Consider the following 16430-nt stretch of genomic DNA (forward strand, 5'->3'; position numbering starts at 1 on the left):
CTAGCCGGCGCTTCCCTCGGCGCCGAAATTGAGCCGGCGCGTCACGGTGTAATCCACCGCCGTGACCAGGAAATTCGACAGCGCCCATTTGATCCGCCGCCACCAGCTCGCCCGTGAGCGGTGGAGCGCGGGGGTGATCTCCTGCGCCTCGGCCAGCTGCCGCTCGAAATAGTCGCGCATCTGCGCCGCAAAGCCCGCATCCTCGACCCGCAGCATCACTTCCAAGTTGAGATAAAGGCTGCGAAAATCGAAGTTGGCCGAGCCGATGTGGACCACGTCGTCCATCACCAGTAGCTTGGTGTGGAGTTTCTCCGTCTGGAATTCGAACATTCGCACCCGGTGCCGCAGCAACCGCGCATAGGTGTGCCGGGCGGCCGCGATAGTGGCGTTGTTGTCGGAGCGAGCCGCGGTCAGGATCCGCACCTCCCCGCGGTCGCCGAGGCGGCGCAGCCTGCGCAGCATGGCGAACGGCGGCGAGAAATAGGCCGCGATCATGTCCAGCCGCTGCGCCGTATGGAGTTCGCGCGCGACCCCGACAGTCCACGGATGCGCGCGCCGGACGGGGCCTGAATATTGCCACTGCAGGGCGCCCTTGCGCTGGGTGTGCCGATGGAGCAGCCGGCGAAGCTCGCGAAGCCTCGGCTTGGGGCGTTCCGACCAGGCCTGCAGCGCGTCGAAATAGCGTGCTGCGGCGCGGACCGACGGCCCGTCGATATGCAGCCACAGGTCGCGCCAGCGCTGTTCGCTATGGTCGCTCATATAGTCGACCGTCAGGTTGGCGCCGCCGGTGATGGCCTGCGAATCGTCGATCACCACCAATTTCTGGTGGTTGCGCAGCAGGTAGCGGACACCGATCCGCGGATTGAACAGGCAGGTCCGCCCGCCCGCGCGGTGAAGGGGTTCGAAGAAGCCGTTCGGGACATCGGACCCGAAACCGTCGAGGATGATGCTGACCTTGCAGCCCCTCGTCGCGGCGCGGATCAGGGCATCGCGCACCGCTTCCCCCACCGCATCGGCGTCGAGCATGTAGAAGAGCATGCGCACCGACGTCTTCGCGCCATCGATCAGGGCCAGCAGCAGCGCCAGCCGCTCCGTCCCCGATTCGACAAGGGTCAGCCGCGTTCCCGCCACGGTTGCGGTCACGGCATGGCGCGCGCGCAGGAGGCTCGACCAGGTCGGTCATCGAAAGTGCGGTAGCTGTGCTGGCGTACAGCGCAAGCATGGTCTGCAGCGGCAAGCGGTTCGGCGGCGAAAGGGCTGCTTTCCTTGACTTGGCGAGCCTCCGCCCCTAGGTGCGCAGCCTTCTCTTTTCAGCTTTGCTCCTCATGGAAGGCCACGCCTGATGGCACGCGTCACCGTCGAAGATTGCGTCGACAAGATCCCGAACCGCTTCGACCTCGTCCTGCTTGCCGCTCAGCGCGCGCGGCAGATCTCGGGCGGCGCCGACCTCACCATCGATCGCGATCGCGACAAGAACCCGGTCGTCGCCCTGCGCGAGATCGCGGAAGAAACCGTCCGTCCGCGCGAACTGAACGAAGCGCTGGTGTCGAGCTTGCAGCGCGTCCAGATCGACGAGGAAGATGCGACGGACGAGCTGGCTTCGCTCAGCGAATCGGCCGAAGCGCTGCGCCTCACCGCGGCCGCTCCGCCGCGTCCGACCCCGTCGGGCGGCGACTACGAATAAGCCCGGGTCGCCCCGGCAAGGTCCGGGGCACCTTCGCTTTTCCCAGTTCAGTCAGGCAGCGACCGTCGCGCGATGAAAGCGCGGCGAGGGCATCTGCAGCTCCTCGCCATCGGGTCCGACCCACACCAGATCCTCGAGCTCGAGCAGGCGCCCGTCTTCGCTCTGGATAGCGACGCGCGATACCGGCCGCCGGGTATGACGATCGGCCAGCGTCGGGTGCCCCGACTTGCCCAGCCCCGCGTCGAGCGCCCACTGGCGCAGCGCCACGATCACCGGCATCAGCGCAGCCCCGCGCTCGGTCAGCGCATAGATGACCTTGCGCCCGTCCTCGGGATCAGGCGTGCGCGCGAGGACGCCGGCGGTCACGAGGCGCCCCAGCCGGTCCGAGAGAATGTTGCGGGCGATGCCGAGGCAGGCCTGGAATTCCTCGAAATGGCGCAGGCCCAGCATCGACGCGCGGATGATCAGGCAGGTCCAGCGCTCTCCGATGATCGCGACCGCTTCGGGTAAAGGGCAGGCATCAGACGCAGCCTGGAAGGCGGCAACAAATCCGGCATCACGCGCTGTCACCACACGTCCCCTTGCGGTTGAACGTTGAATAGAAAGCATGATTCCGGGCGGCAGGCCAGCTTGCCCAACCATAGGGAACATGGGTGTGACCGCGAAGACGCACCACTTCGCACTTGCAACAGGTGCGCCGCTGGTCCCATCTTGGCGCGGTGCTGCGACAATATGAGCTGGTAGAGCGGGTTCGCTCCTACGACCCCGACGCTGACGAGGGGCTGATCAACCGCGCTTACGTCTTCTCGATGAAGGCGCATGGTTCGCAGACCCGGGCATCTGGCGACCCTTATTTCAGCCACCCGATCGAAGTTGCGGGCATTCTGACCGACATGAAGCTGGACGACGAGACGATCGTCACCGGCATTCTCCACGACACGATCGAGGATACGGTCGCCACCCCCGAAGAGGTGGAGCGCCTGTTCGGTGCCAATGTCGCCCGGCTGGTCGACGGCGTGACCAAGCTCAGCAAGATCGAAGCGCAATCGGAAAACGAGCGGGCGGCGGAGAACCTCCGCAAGTTCCTGCTCGCGCTGTCGGGCGACATTCGCGTGCTGCTGGTGAAGCTTGCCGACCGGCTGCACAACATGCGCACGCTTCATCACATCAAGAACGAGGACAAGCGCCGCCGCATCGCCCGCGAGACGATGGATATCTATGCCCCGCTCGCCGAGCGGATTGGCATGTACGAGATCATGAACGAGATGCAGACCCTGGCCTTCCGGCAGCTGGAGCCGGATGCCTATGCATCGATCACCCGCCGCCTCGGGCAACTCCATGCCGAGGGCGGCGACCTCGTCAGCCGGATCGGCCTCGGGCTGCAACTGCACCTCGCCGACAATGGCCTCGAGGCCGAGGTCACCGGCCGCGAGAAGCATCCCTTTTCGATCTGGCGCAAGATGGCGGAGCGCCACATCAGCTTCGAGCAATTGTCGGACGTGATGGCGTTCCGGGTGATCGTCAGCGACATCGACGAATGCTATCGCGCGCTGGGCCTAATCCAGCGCCGCTGGCCGATGGTCCCGGGCCGGTTCAAGGACTTCATCTCGACGCCCAAGCGCAACGGCTACCGATCGCTCCACACCTCGGTCATCCACGACAGCAAGATGCGGATCGAGGTGCAGATCCGGACCCGCGACATGCACCTTCAGGCCGAAAAGGGCCTCGCCGCGCACTGGGCCTACAAGGAAGGCAAGCCGACCGCCGACATCCATGTCCCGTGGATCGACGACCTGGTCGAGATCCTCGACCATGCCGACAGCCCGGAGGAGCTGCTCGAGCATACCCGGATGGCGATGTATCAGGACCGGATCTTCGCCTTCACGCCCAAGGGCGAACTGATCCAGTTGCCCAAGGGCGCGACCCCGGTCGATTTCGCCTATGCGGTGCACACACGGCTTGGCGACAAGACCGTCGGGGCCAAGGTCAATGGCCGCGTGGTCCCGCTCCGCACCCTGCTCGACAATGGCGATCAGGTGGAAATCCTGATTTCCGACGCCCAGACGCCCCAGCCGTCGTGGCTGCGGTTCGTCGCCACCGGCAAGGCCCGCTCGGCGATCCGCCGCTTCGTCCGCCACAAGGAGCGCGACGAGACGGTCGAACTGGGCGCGAAGATCTACGACGAGATCGTTGCCCGGCTGCCCGTCCCGCTTCCCAAGGAAGCGCTCCCGCGGGCGCTCAAGAAGCTGAAGATGGAAGACGAGGAAGCGTTGATGATCGCCATCGCCCGCAAGCGGGTCGGCGACGAGGCGCTGATGGAAGCGCTGATGCCGGGCTCGACCGGCGGCGACGTGGCCCCGCGCCCGGCTGCGCAGCGCCGCGCCATCTCGATCCGTGGTCTCACCCCCGGCGTTGCCTTCCACCTCGCGCCCTGCTGCCATCCGATCCCGGGCGACCGCATCGTCGGCCTGCGCCGCGAGGACGAGGAGATCGAGGTCCATGCCATCGGCTGCGATCTTCTCGCCAGCGGGATCGACGCCGACTGGCTCGACCTCAGCTGGAGCGATGATTCGGACGGCGCGGCGGCGCGGCTGTGCGTGATCCTGCGCGACGTGACCGGCGCGCTCGGGACGATGGCAACGATCCTTGGCAACAAGGGCGCCAACATCATCAACCTGCAGCAGGTCCACCGCGACGGCTCGTTCCACACCTTCCACGTCGATGTGGAGGTGCACGACCTTGCGCACCTGCACACGATCATGGCGGCGCTGCGGGCGGCCGATCCGATCTCGAGCGTCGAGCGGGTTTAGTTTTTATTGGCGAAGGCAGGATAAGCCTGCCGCCCATGAGCCTGCTGTCCGACGTCATCGCATCCGCCGTCACCGCATTTCTCAACGACGGCCTGAAGCGCAGGGGTGAGCCGGCCTATATCGGCTTTGCCCTGCTCCCCTTCCTGTTCTTCTTCGCGCTCTACTTCTTCGTTTACCGCTAGCCCCGCCCGCGCGCGCGCTCGACGGCGCCGGCGGCGAGCACCGCGAGCGTCACGAGGTCGCTCGCGCTCGCGGTCATCGGCGCGATCTGGACGGGCATCTTCATTCCGATCAGGAACGGCCCAAGCATGTTTTCGCCGCCCAGCGCCCGCAGCAGCTTGGCCGACAGGCTGGCCGACTGAAGCCCCGGCATGATCAGGATATTGGCGGGCCCGGTGAGGCGGCTGAACGGATAATAGCGCCGCTGCATGTCGTGGTTGAGCGCGAGGTCGGGCGCCATCTCGCCTTCATATTCGAAGTCGACCTTGCGGCCGTCGAGCAGCTGCACCGCGCCACGCAGATTATCGACAAAGGCTCCGGGAGGATTGCCGAACGTCGTATAGCTGACGAAGGCGACGCGCGGATCCTGTCCCATCCGCCGGGCGAAATGCGCCGAGCGGATCGCGATCGAGGCGAGGTCCTCGGCGCTCGGGCGCTCGGTCACCGCGGTATCGGCGATCAGCACCGTCTGGTTCTGGCCGACGATGATGTTGATCCCGAACGGCGGCGCTTCCTCTTCCTGGTCGATGACCATCCCGACCTGGCGCAGCGACTGGCTGAACGGGCGGGTGACACCGGTGATCATGGCGTCCGCCTCGCCGAGCGACAGCATGGCGGCGGCGAAATAGTTGCGATCCTGATTGACCATCCGCTCGATTTCGCGGCGCAGGAAGCCGCGCCGCTGCAAGCGGCTGTAGAGATGATCCACCGCGCGGCCGACCAGCGGCGAGTTGCGGCTGTTGAGCACCTCATAACCCAGCGGATCGTCGATCCCGAGTTCGCGCAGGCGATCGTGGACGTCGTCGCGGCCGACCAGCACCGGCGTTCCGTAGCCGCCCTCTTTGAACGCGATGGCGGCGCGCAGGACGACCTGCTCCTCGCCTTCCGCGAACAGCACGCGCTTGGGGTTCGCCTTGGCGGCTTCGTAGGCGAGGCTGAGCACGCTGACGGTCGGGTTGAGGCGCGCCCGCAGCGACTGGCGGTAGGCCGCGAAATTCTCGATCGGCCGCTGCGCCACGCCCGATCGCATCGCCGCCTCGGCGACCGCGGCCGGCACGATCTCCATCAGGCGCGGATCGAAGGGGGCGGGGATGATGTAATCGGCACCGAACCGCTGGCTCTTGCCGCCATAGGCCGCGGCGACCTCCTCGGGCACGGCCTCACGGGCGAGCTGGGCAAGCGCATTGGCGGCGGCGATCTTCATCTCGTCGTTGATCGCGGTGGCCCTGACATCCAGCGCGCCGCGGAAGATGAAGGGGAAGCCAAGCACGTTGTTGACCTGATTGGGGTAGTCCGACCGGCCGGTGGCGACGATCGCGTCGGGCCGCGCCGCCTTGGCTTCGGGCGGGGTGATCTCGGGGTCCGGGTTAGCCATCGCGAAGATGATCGGCTGCGGCGCCATCTCCGTCACCCATTCGGGCTTCAGGGCCTTGGCCGCGCTCAGACCGAGGAACACGTCGGCCCCATTCAGCGCGTCTTCCAGCGTCCGCCGCTCGGTCACGACCGCATGCGCGCTCTTCCACTGGTCGAGATCGTCGCGGCCCTTGTGGATGACGCCAGTGCGATCGCACATGATGACATGGTCGCCGCGCACGCCCATCGCCTTGATCAGCTCGGTGCAGGCGATCGCCGCCGCCCCGGCGCCGTTGACGACGACCTTGATGTCCTTGAGCTCGCGCCCCGTCAGCAGGCAGGCGTTGATGAGGCCGGCCGCGGTGATGATCGCGGTGCCGTGCTGGTCGTCATGGAAGACGGGAATGTTCATCCGCTCGCGCAGGGTCTGCTCGATCACGAAGCAATCGGGCGCGGCGATATCCTCGAGGTTGATACCGCCGAAGCTCGGCCCCATCAGCGCCACCGCGTTGATGAAGGCGTCGGGATCGCGGGTGTCGAGCTCGATGTCGATAGAATCGACGTCGGCGAAGCGCTTGAACAGCACCGCCTTGCCTTCCATCACCGGCTTGGACGCCAGCGCACCGAGGTCCCCGAGGCCAAGAATCGCGGTGCCGTTGGAGATGACGGCCACCAGATTGCCCTTGGCGGTGTAGTCATACGCCTTGGACGGATCCTCGGCGATGGCGCGGACGGGCACTGCGACACCCGGTGAATAAGCCAGGCTGAGGTCGCGCTGGGTCGCCATCGGCTTGGAGGCGATAATTTCGATCTTCCCCGGGCGGCCGCGGGCGTGGAAATGCAGGGCCTCGGCTTCGGAGAACTTCACATTGCTTTCGGACATGGGGAGCCTTTAGCCCCTCGCCTACGTCTTTGCGAGCCGCTAACCCGCCAGCATGGCCCGGGCCGATGCCGACACCCCGATGATGCAGCAATACCATCGCCTCAAGGCTGAGGCGGGGGACGCGCTGCTGTTCTATCGGATGGGCGATTTCTTCGAACTGTTCTTCGAGGACGCGAAGATTGCGGCGTCCTGCCTCGACATCGCGCTGACGCGGCGCGGGGACGAGGTGCCGATGTGCGGTGTCCCCTGCCACGCCGCCGAAAGCTACCTCGCGCGCCTAATCCGCGCCGGACACCGGGTCGCCATCGCCGAGCAGACCGAAAGCCCCGCCGAAGCCCGCAAGGCGCGCGGATCGAAGGCGCTGGTCGACCGCGCCATCGTCCGGCTGGTCACGCCCGGCACCCTGACCGAGGACACCCTGCTCGAAAGCGGATCGGCCAACTGGCTGGCGGCGGTGGGCCGGGCCGGTGATGATTGCGCGATTGCCGCCTGCGACATTTCGACCGGCCGTTTCGAACTGGTCGCCTGCACAGCACAGGAGCTTGCGGCCGAGCTGGCGAGGCTTGGGCCCGCCGAAGTGATCGGCGGCGAACCGCTGGCGGGGATCGATGCGCGCTGGGGGCACGAGGGCTTCGATAGCGTCGCCGGCGAACGCGCCCTGAAGCGGCGCTTCGGCCTCGCCGACCTCGACGGCCTCGGCTCACCCGGGCATGCCGAACTGGCCGCGGCAGGCGGGCTGCTCGCCTACCTCGACGCCACCCAGCGTGACGCCACCGCCTTTCTCGGCCTGCCCCGCCGGGTCCAGCGCTCGGCCTACATGGCGATCGACGCCGCCACCCGTGTCAGCCTCGAAATCTGCCGCACTGCCGAGGGCACGGTTGCGGGATCCCTGCTCGGCGAGATCGACCGCTGCGTCACCGCCGCCGGGCGGCGCCTGCTGGGGTCCGACCTCGCCGCTCCGCTGACCGACCGCACCGCGATCGAGGACCGGCTCGACCTCGTCGCCTGGTTCCATGAGGAGCCGATCCGCCGCGACCGCGTTCGCTCGGCATTGCGCAGCCTGCCCGACCTCGGCCGTGCGCTTGGCCGGCTCGTGGCAGGGCGCGGCGGCCCGCGCGACCTTGCCTCCCTGCGCGATGGCTTAGGCGGCGCGGCGGAGCTTGGCCGAAACCTCGGCGCGCAGGCGCTGAGGCCGCGCCTGCTGGAGGCGCTGCTGCCTGCACTTGGCGGGCACGAGGCGCTGACCGACGCGTTCGGCCGGGCACTGGTCGCGAGCCCACCACTCGACGCCGCCAAGGGCGGCTTCATCGCCGAGGGTTTCGATCCCGAGCTCGACATGCTGCGCAACGCCTCGAGCGATGGCCGCCGCGCGATTGCCGAACTCGAAGGTCGCTACCGGGAATCGACCGGCGTCTCCGCACTCAAGATCCGGCACAATGCGGTGCTCGGCTATCACGTCGAAGTCCCGGCCAGGCACGCCGACAAGCTGCTCGCGGCCGACAGCGGCTTTACCCATCGCCAGACCATGGCCGGCGCTGTGCGCTTCAACAGCCCGGCGCTGCACGAGGAAGCGAGCCGCGTGCTCGAAGCTGGCGGATACGCCCTGTCGCTCGAGCAGGCGCACCTCCAGCGCCTTACCGAGGCCGCAGTCGCCGAGGCGGGGCCGATCAGCGCGACCGCCGATGCCCTGGCGCGGATCGACGTTGCCGCGGCGCTGGCCGAACGCGCGGCCGAAGGCGGCTGGGTCCGCCCCTCGCTCCACGACACGCCCTGCCTCGAAATCGAAGCTGGCCGCCACCCGGTGGTGGAGCGCGCCCTGTCGCGCTCGGGCGAGCGGTTCGTCGCCAATGATTGCTGTCTCGGGCCCACCGATCGCCTGTGGCTGATCACTGGCCCCAACATGGGCGGCAAGTCGACCTTCCTGCGGCAGGTCGCGCTGATCGCCCTCCTGGCCCAGGCCGGCAGCTTCGTTCCCGCCGCCCGTGCCAAAGTCGGCCTCGTCGACCGGCTATTCAGCCGCGTCGGTGCGAGCGACAATCTTGCGCGTGGCCGCTCCACCTTCATGGTTGAGATGGTCGAAACCGCTGCCATCCTCGCCCAGGCGACCGAACGCAGCCTCGTCATCCTCGACGAGATCGGCCGCGGTACTTCGACCTACGACGGGCTCGCGATCGCCTGGGCGGTCGTCGAGGCGATGCACGACGAAGCAAAGGCTCGCACGCTCTTCGCGACCCATTATCACGAATTGACCCGGCTTGCCGGACGCCTCCCCTGCCTGTCGCTCCACAATGTCCGCGCGCGCGAATGGAAGGGCGACCTCGTCCTCCTGCACGAAGTGGCGGAAGGAGCGGCGGACCGCAGCTACGGCATTGCGGTGGCACGGCTGGCGGGACTTCCCCCGACGGTGGTCGCGCGCGCGAAATCCGTGCTCGCGAAGCTCGAGGCCGGGCGCGACGCGACGGGCGGGATCGCGGCGGGGCTCGACGACCTGCCGCTCTTCGCCGCGGCAAAGTCGCCCGAACCGGAGGCTGACCTACTGGCCGAAGCGCTTGGCGGGATCGATCCCGATGCGCTCACCCCGCGCGAGGCGCTGGAAGCCCTTTATCGCCTGAAGGCGCTCGCTCAGCCTTCGCCGTAGAGGCCGATTGCCCCGTACATCGCGGTAAGCGCTTCTCGCTCGGCAGCGTCGAGGGAGGGATTCCACACTTCCAGGAGCAGGATGACGCGGGTCTCGTCGCTGTCGTTCCACGCTTCATGCAGGATCGAATCGTCGAACAGCAATGCCTTGCCCGCCTCGACCCGCCGCTCGTGATTGCCGACCCGCAGGCGGCAGCCGTCGGGAACGATCAGCGGGATGTGGCAGATCAGGCGGGTGTTGAGCATGCCCCAGTGCGGCGGGATGTGGGTCCTTGGCTTGAGCTGCGAGAAAAGGACGTTGGGCGCGCGGCCGGGGATCATCGGCATCGGCGCGGCTTCCAGCGCCCGCATCGTCACCGGGCAGCGCGCGGCATTCTCCGCGACCACCGCGCCATTCTGCCAGAGGTAGAAAGCGCTCCAGCGCGGATCGTTGAGGAGGGCATGGCCGCGGTTGGCGCGGGTCGGGTCACCCTGCACATAGGGGGCGAAACTTTCCCCACCGAGCAACGCCTCGACCTCCGCCCGCATCGCCGATGCCGCGCTTTCCAGCTCGCTGATCCAGGGAAATTCGGCCGAATTGTAAAAGGCCGTCTGCGGCAGGCCCGGGTAGAAGAAGCTGGTCGGTTGCTGCAGCTGCGGGCTCGCCTGACCCTTCAGGATCGCCACTGCCTCCTCGAACCGGGATGGCCGGTCGGCGCCTAGGCCGGCGGCAGTCAATCGATCGTCGAGGTGCCCGGCAAAGCGGGCCTGCGCCGCCGCGACCAGGCCCTCGGCATGGCGGAGGCGCTCGACCAGCGCTGGGGGCGGGTCGGCGGGTGTCTGCGACAGGGCCAGCGTCAGATAGCTGACGGCGGCGCGATCATCGCCTCGCCGGGCCACCAGTTCGCCCTTGGCGAGCAAAGCCTGGAGAAACCGCCCGTCGCGCTTCAGCGCTTCGTCGAGCGCGGCTTCGCATCCTCCCTCGTCTCCCGCCATCCGCCGCGCGTCGGCCAGCAGGAGGAAGATCGGCGGAGGCGCGTCGGGCCGCCCGGCCTGTTCTTCCAGAAAGCGCAGCGCGCCGGGGTCGCTTCGGCGCAGGCGATCGATCGCGCCGGTGAGAACGGACTGCCAGTCGGTCACTCGCCTGCTCCCCCCGGAACCTAACATTGGTGAGGCTAGCAGCGCCCGCTCGCGGTTCAAGCCGGGAGGGGCTAAAGCAGGTCCCATGGCGGACGCGCTTTCCTTGGGCGAACAGCTGGCCGACTTCCGGGCCGAGCTCCAGCAGCGGGTGCAGGAGAAGCCCACCTGTGGGCGCGAGCATGCCGCGTTCGTCGCCGGCTTCACCGACAGCCTGGTGCGACAGGCCTTCGCCGCGGCCAGAGCGACCTATCGCAACCCCAACCCCTCCTCTTCCGAACGAGTGAGCCTGGTCGCGCTCGGCGGCTACGGCCGGGGCGAGATGGCGCCCTACAGCGACATCGACCTCATGTTCCTGACGCCCCACCCGCGCGCGCCGTGGTGCGAGCAGGTGATCGAGGCGACCCTTTACGCGCTGTGGGACCTGCAGCTGAAGGTCGGCCAGGCGATCCGCACCATCCCCGAACTGCTCAGCCTGTCGCGCAGCGACCTGACGGTCCGCACCGCAATGCTCGAATCGCGGCTGGTCGATGGCGACGAGGCCCTGTTCGAGGAAGCCCGCACCCGTTTCCGCCGCGAGATCGTCGCCGGCACCGCCGCGGAATTCGTCACCGCCAAGCTCGCCGAGCGCGATACGCGGCACGAGAAGTTCGGCGACAGCCGCTACCTGGTCGAACCCAACGTCAAGAATGGCAAGGGCGCGCTCCGCGACCTCCACACCCTGATGTGGGTCGGACGCTACGTCCACGGCGTATCCAAGCCGGAAGAGCTGGTCGGGGCCGGGCTGCTAACCCACGCCGAACTCGCCCGGTTCGACCGCGCCGAACGCTTCTTCTGGTCGGTCCGCTTCCTCTTGCACCTTGCCGCCGGCCGCGCCGAAGAACGAATGAGCTTCACGCACCAGCGCGAACTGGCCGCCGCGCTCGACTATGCCGACCGCCCGGGCAAGAGTTCGGTCGAGCGCTTCATGCACATGTATTTCCTGCAGGCCCGAAGCGTCGGCGACCTGACCGGGCAATTCCTCGCGCAGCTGGACGAGCAGCTGGCCGAAAAGGGGAGGCGCTTCACCCTGCCTGCCTTCCTGCGCCGGCCACGACGGCGGCTCGGCGGGTTCATGATCGATCGCGGGCGATTGGCGCTCCCGACCGAGCGGTTCCTCCGCGAAGACCCGCGGCGGCTATTGTCACTGTTCGCCATCGCCGCGCGCGAAAAGCTCGAGATCCACCCCAGCGCGATGCGCGCCGCGACCCGCGATGCGCGGCTGGTCGAGCAGGTCCGCGACGATCCCGAGGCCAACGCCCTGTTCCTCGACGTGCTGACCACCCGCGACCATCCCGAACTGGTCCTGCGATGGATGAACGAGGCCAATGTGTTCGGCCGCTTCGTGCCCGACTTCCGCCGTGTCGTCGCGCAGATGCAGTTCGACATGTACCACCATTATACCGTCGACGAGCATACCATCCGGGCGGTCGGACTGTTGGCCGCCATCGAGCGCGGCGACCTGGTCGAGGACCATCCGCTCGCGACCGCGCTGTTCCGCCAGATCGGGTCGCGCCGGGTCCTGTATGTCGCGGTGCTGCTTCACGACATCGCCAAGGGCCGCAAGGGCGATCACTCGATCCTTGGCGAAGCGGTCGCGCGCGAACTGGGCCCGCGCTTCGGGCTCGAACCGGGCGAAACCGACACCGTCGCCTGGCTCGTCCGGCAGCATCTGCTGCTCACCCACACCGCCTTCAAGCGCGACCTTGCCGATCCCAAGACGATCGACGATTTCGTGGCGGTCGTGCAAAGCCCCGAGCGGCTGCGGCTGCTGATGATCCTCACCGTGGTCGATATCCGCGCGGTCGGCCCCGGGGTGTGGACCGAATGGAAGCGGCGCCTCATTCACACCCTCTACGACCTGGCGGAAGAACGGCTTCGCCTCGGCCACAAGCAGCGCGGGCGGGCGGAAGAGATCGCCCTCCGGCAGGAGCAACTCTCACGAGCGCTAGGCTGGGCGGCGGGGGCAGCGAAGGCCCATGCGCGGCGGCTGCCCGACAGCTACTGGCTGGCGGAACCGGCCGACTGGATCCTCGACAACGCACGGCAGATGGCCGCGACCGAAGCGACGATGGGCACCCCGCAGCCCTCGGTCCGGGTCGAAGCGGGAAGCGAGGCCGCAACCCGCGTCAGCGTCTATTCGCCCGACCGTCCCGGTCTCTTCTACCGCATTTCCGCTGCCCTTGCCGGCGCCGGTGCCGAAATCGCCGACGCCCGGATCCACACCACCCGCGATGGCATGGCGCTGGATAATCTGCTGGTCCACGACCGGCAGGGCCGGCCCTATGCCGACAAGCGCCGGCGTCAGCGGCTGGCGCGCGCGGTTGCGGAGGCACTTGCCGATGGACCGCTTCCCGCTCCTCCGCAGGACGGTCCGGCCCCGGCATTCGAGATCGCTCCGTCGGTCACGATCGCGGAAGGCGCCTCGCGCCGCTTCACCGTGGTCGAGGTCCAGGCCGCCGATCGGCCCGGATTGCTCGCGGCGCTGGCGGGCGCCATCCTCGAAGCTGGGCTGACGGTCCATAGCGCCCATATCGCCACCTATGGCGAGCGGGCGGTCGACGTCTTCTACCTCGCCGGTCCGAGCGGGCGGAAACTGACGGTCGAGGAGATCACCCGGCTAAAGCCCGCGCTGCTTGCCGCGGCCAGCCACCGCCGCACCACGCCCGCCGCCGCCGCAGCCGCCTGAGCCGCACGAAAAAAGGCCCCGCGGTTTCCCGCGAGGCCCTCCTCCTCCTCCTGTTCCGTGGCTGTCCGCCGGCTGATCAGAGCCGGGTGCGGACGGTCAGGCCATAGGTGCGCGGTTCGGCAAGGAAGGCGCCGTACAGCTGGCTCGACCGGGTGTAGAAGCCCTGGCGAACGCCGCGCTCGGTGCCCGAACCCTGCGCGAAGGCGTCGAACGCCACCTGCAGATAGTTCTCGTCGAACAGGTTCTGCGCCCACAGCTCCACCGCCCAGCGGCGATCGGGACCCTGGATGCCGATGCGGCCATTGATCACCGTGTATGACGTCTGGAGCTTCTCGAGGTCGAGGTCGGAGCCGGTGTTGAACGCCGACTGGTGACGGGCATCGACGTAGAAGAGCGCGCGCATGCCGTTGTCGGTGATCTTCGGGTTGAAGCTCAGCGAACCGGTGCCGACGAACGAGCTGCTGTTCGACAGGCGGCGGCCCGGCAGCTGGAACAGCGCGTTGGTCAGCGCCGCACCATTGGTGCCAACGAGGTCGTCGCCGTAGCGGGTGTTGACCACGGTCGCACCGAGGTTGATCGCGACGTCGGTCACTGGGCGGGCGAACACTTCCATTTCGACGCCCTTGCTGGTGACGCCCGGCTGGGTGCCACCGGTGCAGGCGCCGGTCAGCGGATCGTTGTCGCGGTCGGCGCCCTGGAGCCCGTTCTTGCAGCGGTTGACGTTGACCACGATGAAGCGGGTGCCGTCGAACGTGTTGAGCTGGAAGTTGTCGAACTTCTGCAGGAAGCCGGCGACGTTGATGTCGATGCCGCGGCCATTGAACTTGGCGCCGATTTCGTAGGCGTTGTTGATTTCCGGCGCGAACTGAAGGCTTGCCAGCGAGGCCGACGGAAGCACCGGGCCGTTGTTGTTCTGACGGGCAAGGCCAGCGCGGTCGAGGTTGAAGCCGCCGCCCTTATAGCCGCGCGAATAGCTGGCGTAGGTCAGCAGCTGGTCGATCGGCTTGAAGCTGATCACCGCCGTGCCCGAGAATTCGCTTTCCTTCTTCTTGCTGTCGGCCGGGGCGAAATTGCCACCCGGAACGGCAGGGCTGAAGCACGGGAGCTGCTGGAGCGCGGCAAGCGGGCTTCCGAGCAGCGAGCGGCAGATCACGTTGTTGTCGCTGAAGCGCGCGTTCAGGTCCTTGGTTTCACGCGTGTAGCGCAGGCCAAGGGTAAGCTTCAGCCGGTCGGTGATGTCGAAGATGTTGTGGGTGAACAGCGCGAAATTGTTGCTGGTCTGATTGTAGACGTCGAGCAGGCTCGCATTGTTGAGCGTGGCGGTCGGCTGGCCAAGCGCCGCGGCGATGCTGCCGAAGCCCGGACGCGCCGGATTGGCGAGCAGCGCCGGAAGGACGCCGAGCAGCTGGAGCCGCTGCGCCGGGGTCACGCCGGGGACCTGCCCCGCCTGGAGTGCCGCCAGCGTGCCGCTTGCGACGGCGGTGTTGATGCAGCTCGACCCCGGGATCGGGCTCGGCGAAATCGCGGTCGGGAGGACGCTGCTGATCAGCAGGCAGTTGGCATAGCGCTCGTAGTCCGAACCGAACGACAGATTGTCGGAAACCTTGAGCTTCTCGTTCGAATAATAGCCGCCGACCAGCCAGTCGAGCCGGCCGCCGAGCGCCTCGCCCTGCAGGCGAAGTTCCTGGGTCAGGGTCTTGAAGCGGTTGTAGCTGTTGCCGTCGAAGGCGCGGTGCAGGATGTCGAGGTTGCTGTAATCGGCGTCGGTCCCGCGGGTCCACTTGTTGTAGCGGTAGGCGCTGATCGAGGTCAGCTCGGCGCCGCCGAAGTCATGCACGATCTCGCCCGACGTGCCGTAATCCTTGACCTTGCTCTGGAAGCCGAAGCCATTGGTCCAGGCCGCCTTGCGGGCGTAGGGGTTGTCGTTGACCACCCCGCCCAGCGCCTGCAGCAGCGGCTTCACGGTCGAAGCCGCGCGGCCCGCGGTGGTGAAGTCGCTGGCCGGCAGATAGGGCGCCGCGCAGCAGGTTTCGTCGCGCTTCGAATAGTCGCCGATCAGGCGCACCGACGTGGCGTCGCTCGGCTGGAACAATAGCTGGCCGCGGAGCAGCCAGCGGTCGCGATCATTGGCCTTTTCGCCGGTGATCGAATTGGTGATGAAGCCGTCGCGCTTGGCGTAGACGCCGTCGATGCGGGCCGCGACCTGCGAGGTGATCGGACCGGTCAGGCCCAGCTCGACGCGGCGCGAATCGTAGTTGCCGATGTCGACCTGGCCGTTGGCACCAAGCTGGAACTTGGGCTTGGCGGTGATGATCGAGACGATGCCGGCCGACGCGTTACGGCCGAACAGGGTGCCCTGCGGGCCGCGCAGCACTTCGACGCGGTCGATCTGGCCAAGTTCGGTCAGGCCGACGCCGGTGCGCGAACGATAGACGCCGTCGATGAAGGTCGCGACCGAGCTTTCGAGGCCCGGGTTGTCGCCGACCGTGCCGATGCCGCGGATACGGGCAACGCCCGCGCCGGCTTCGGACGAGGTCGAGGACACCTGCAGCGAAGGGGACAGCTGCTGGAGCTGGCGAAGATCGGTCGCGCCCGAATTCTCGAGGCTTTCCGCGGTAACCGCGCTGACCGCCAGTGGAACGTCGGACAGGGCTTCGTTGCGGCGAGTCGCGGTAACGACGATGTCGCCCGCATCACTGGCCTGCGGCGCCTGCTGCGCCGCATTGTCGACGGCCGCGGCCTCGCTGGTTGCGCCATCGGTCGGCTGGGCGGCACCCTTATCCGTATCGGTCTTCTGAGCGAACGCCGGTGTCGAGATGGCGAACAGGCCGGCCGAAAGCAGCCAGATGGACTTGCGCATGAAGGATCCCCTCCTAACAAAACTGTAAGGGAGGGGCCTAGAGCAGCCGCGCCTCACTTGGGAAGCGGGGCAACAGCGTCTGAAGACGTAAGAAAATGGAATGTTACCAAGCAGCAACATCATGCGGTGCAGCAAACTAT

At 67.5% G+C, this 16430-nt stretch carries 10 protein-coding genes; 5 read left to right on the forward strand and 5 right to left on the reverse strand.

The window, feature by feature from the left end:
- Positions 1-1143 carry a phospholipase D-like domain-containing protein gene (locus ABD729_RS02290; protein WP_344708538.1) on the reverse strand — a complete coding sequence of 381 codons (1143 nt, stop codon included), beginning with the start codon at positions 1141-1143 and terminating at the stop codon, positions 1-3.
- Between the two features lie 199 nt (positions 1144-1342).
- Between ABD729_RS02290 and rpoZ the strand changes: the two genes are divergently transcribed.
- On the forward strand, positions 1343-1684 hold the full coding sequence (gene rpoZ, locus ABD729_RS02295; RefSeq protein WP_344708539.1) for a DNA-directed RNA polymerase subunit omega: 342 nt from the start codon (positions 1343-1345) through the stop codon (positions 1682-1684).
- Positions 1685-1735: 51 nt separating this feature from the next.
- On the opposite strand, the gene ABD729_RS02300 is transcribed toward rpoZ, so the two are convergent.
- Positions 1736-2254, reverse strand: a complete 519-nt coding sequence (locus ABD729_RS02300; protein ID WP_344708540.1) for a winged helix-turn-helix transcriptional regulator — start codon at positions 2252-2254, stop codon at positions 1736-1738.
- Positions 2255-2403: 149 nt separating this feature from the next.
- On the opposite strand from ABD729_RS02300, the gene ABD729_RS02305 reads away from it, so the two are divergent.
- Both ABD729_RS02305 and ABD729_RS02310 read left to right on the forward strand, forming a co-directional pair.
- Positions 2404-4494, forward strand: a complete 2091-nt coding sequence (locus ABD729_RS02305) for a RelA/SpoT family protein (protein WP_344709619.1) — start codon at positions 2404-2406, stop codon at positions 4492-4494.
- A gap of 35 nt (positions 4495-4529) precedes the next feature.
- Positions 4530-4676, forward strand: a complete 147-nt coding sequence (locus ABD729_RS02310; protein WP_344708541.1) for a hypothetical protein — start codon at positions 4530-4532, stop codon at positions 4674-4676.
- On the opposite strand, the gene ABD729_RS02315 is transcribed toward ABD729_RS02310, so the two are convergent.
- Entirely contained in the window at positions 4673-6949 is a 2277-nt protein-coding gene (locus tag ABD729_RS02315; RefSeq protein WP_344708542.1) for an NADP-dependent malic enzyme, read from the reverse strand. The genes ABD729_RS02310 and ABD729_RS02315 overlap by 4 nt on opposite strands.
- Before the next feature lie 79 nt (positions 6950-7028).
- Here ABD729_RS02315 and mutS point away from each other — a divergent pair, with 79 nt between their 5' ends.
- Entirely contained in the window at positions 7029-9587 is a 2559-nt protein-coding gene (gene mutS / locus ABD729_RS02320) for a DNA mismatch repair protein MutS (protein ID WP_344709620.1), read from the forward strand.
- Here the strand turns inward: mutS and ABD729_RS02325 are convergent.
- Entirely contained in the window at positions 9572-10705 is a 1134-nt protein-coding gene (locus ABD729_RS02325; protein WP_344708543.1) for an aspartyl/asparaginyl beta-hydroxylase domain-containing protein, read from the reverse strand. The genes mutS and ABD729_RS02325 overlap by 16 nt on opposite strands.
- A gap of 85 nt (positions 10706-10790) precedes the next feature.
- Here ABD729_RS02325 and ABD729_RS02330 point away from each other — a divergent pair, with 85 nt between their 5' ends.
- Positions 10791-13430 (forward strand): [protein-PII] uridylyltransferase, encoded by a 2640-nt coding sequence (locus tag ABD729_RS02330; RefSeq protein ID WP_344708544.1) that lies wholly within the window; start codon positions 10791-10793, stop codon positions 13428-13430.
- 76 nt (positions 13431-13506) lie between these two features.
- Here the strand turns inward: ABD729_RS02330 and ABD729_RS02335 are convergent, their stop codons facing one another.
- The gene (locus tag ABD729_RS02335; RefSeq protein ID WP_344708545.1) at positions 13507-16290 is read right to left on the reverse strand and encodes a TonB-dependent receptor; all 2784 of its coding nucleotides are present in this window, start codon (positions 16288-16290) and stop codon (positions 13507-13509) included.
- Positions 16291-16430: the final 140 nt, after the last annotated feature.

Source organism: Sphingomonas humi (genome assembly GCF_039536725.1).
GTDB lineage: Bacteria > Pseudomonadota > Alphaproteobacteria > Sphingomonadales > Sphingomonadaceae > Sphingomicrobium > Sphingomicrobium humi.

What these genes read in the sequence shown, in the direction of transcription:
- ABD729_RS02335 (WP_344708545.1), bottom strand. Translation starts at nt 16,290, where the DNA reads ATGCGCAAGTCCATCTGGCTGCTTTCGGCCGGCCTGTTCGCCATCTCG.
- ABD729_RS02330 (WP_344708544.1), top strand. Translation starts at nt 10,791, where the DNA reads ATGGCGGACGCGCTTTCCTTGGGCGAACAGCTGGCCGACTTCCGGGCC.
- rpoZ (WP_344708539.1), top strand. Translation starts at nt 1,343, where the DNA reads ATGGCACGCGTCACCGTCGAAGATTGCGTCGACAAGATCCCGAACCGC.
- ABD729_RS02310 (WP_344708541.1), top strand. Translation starts at nt 4,530, where the DNA reads ATGAGCCTGCTGTCCGACGTCATCGCATCCGCCGTCACCGCATTTCTC.
- ABD729_RS02315 (WP_344708542.1), bottom strand. Translation starts at nt 6,949, where the DNA reads ATGTCCGAAAGCAATGTGAAGTTCTCCGAAGCCGAGGCCCTGCATTTC.
- mutS (WP_344709620.1), top strand. Translation starts at nt 7,029, where the DNA reads ATGATGCAGCAATACCATCGCCTCAAGGCTGAGGCGGGGGACGCGCTG.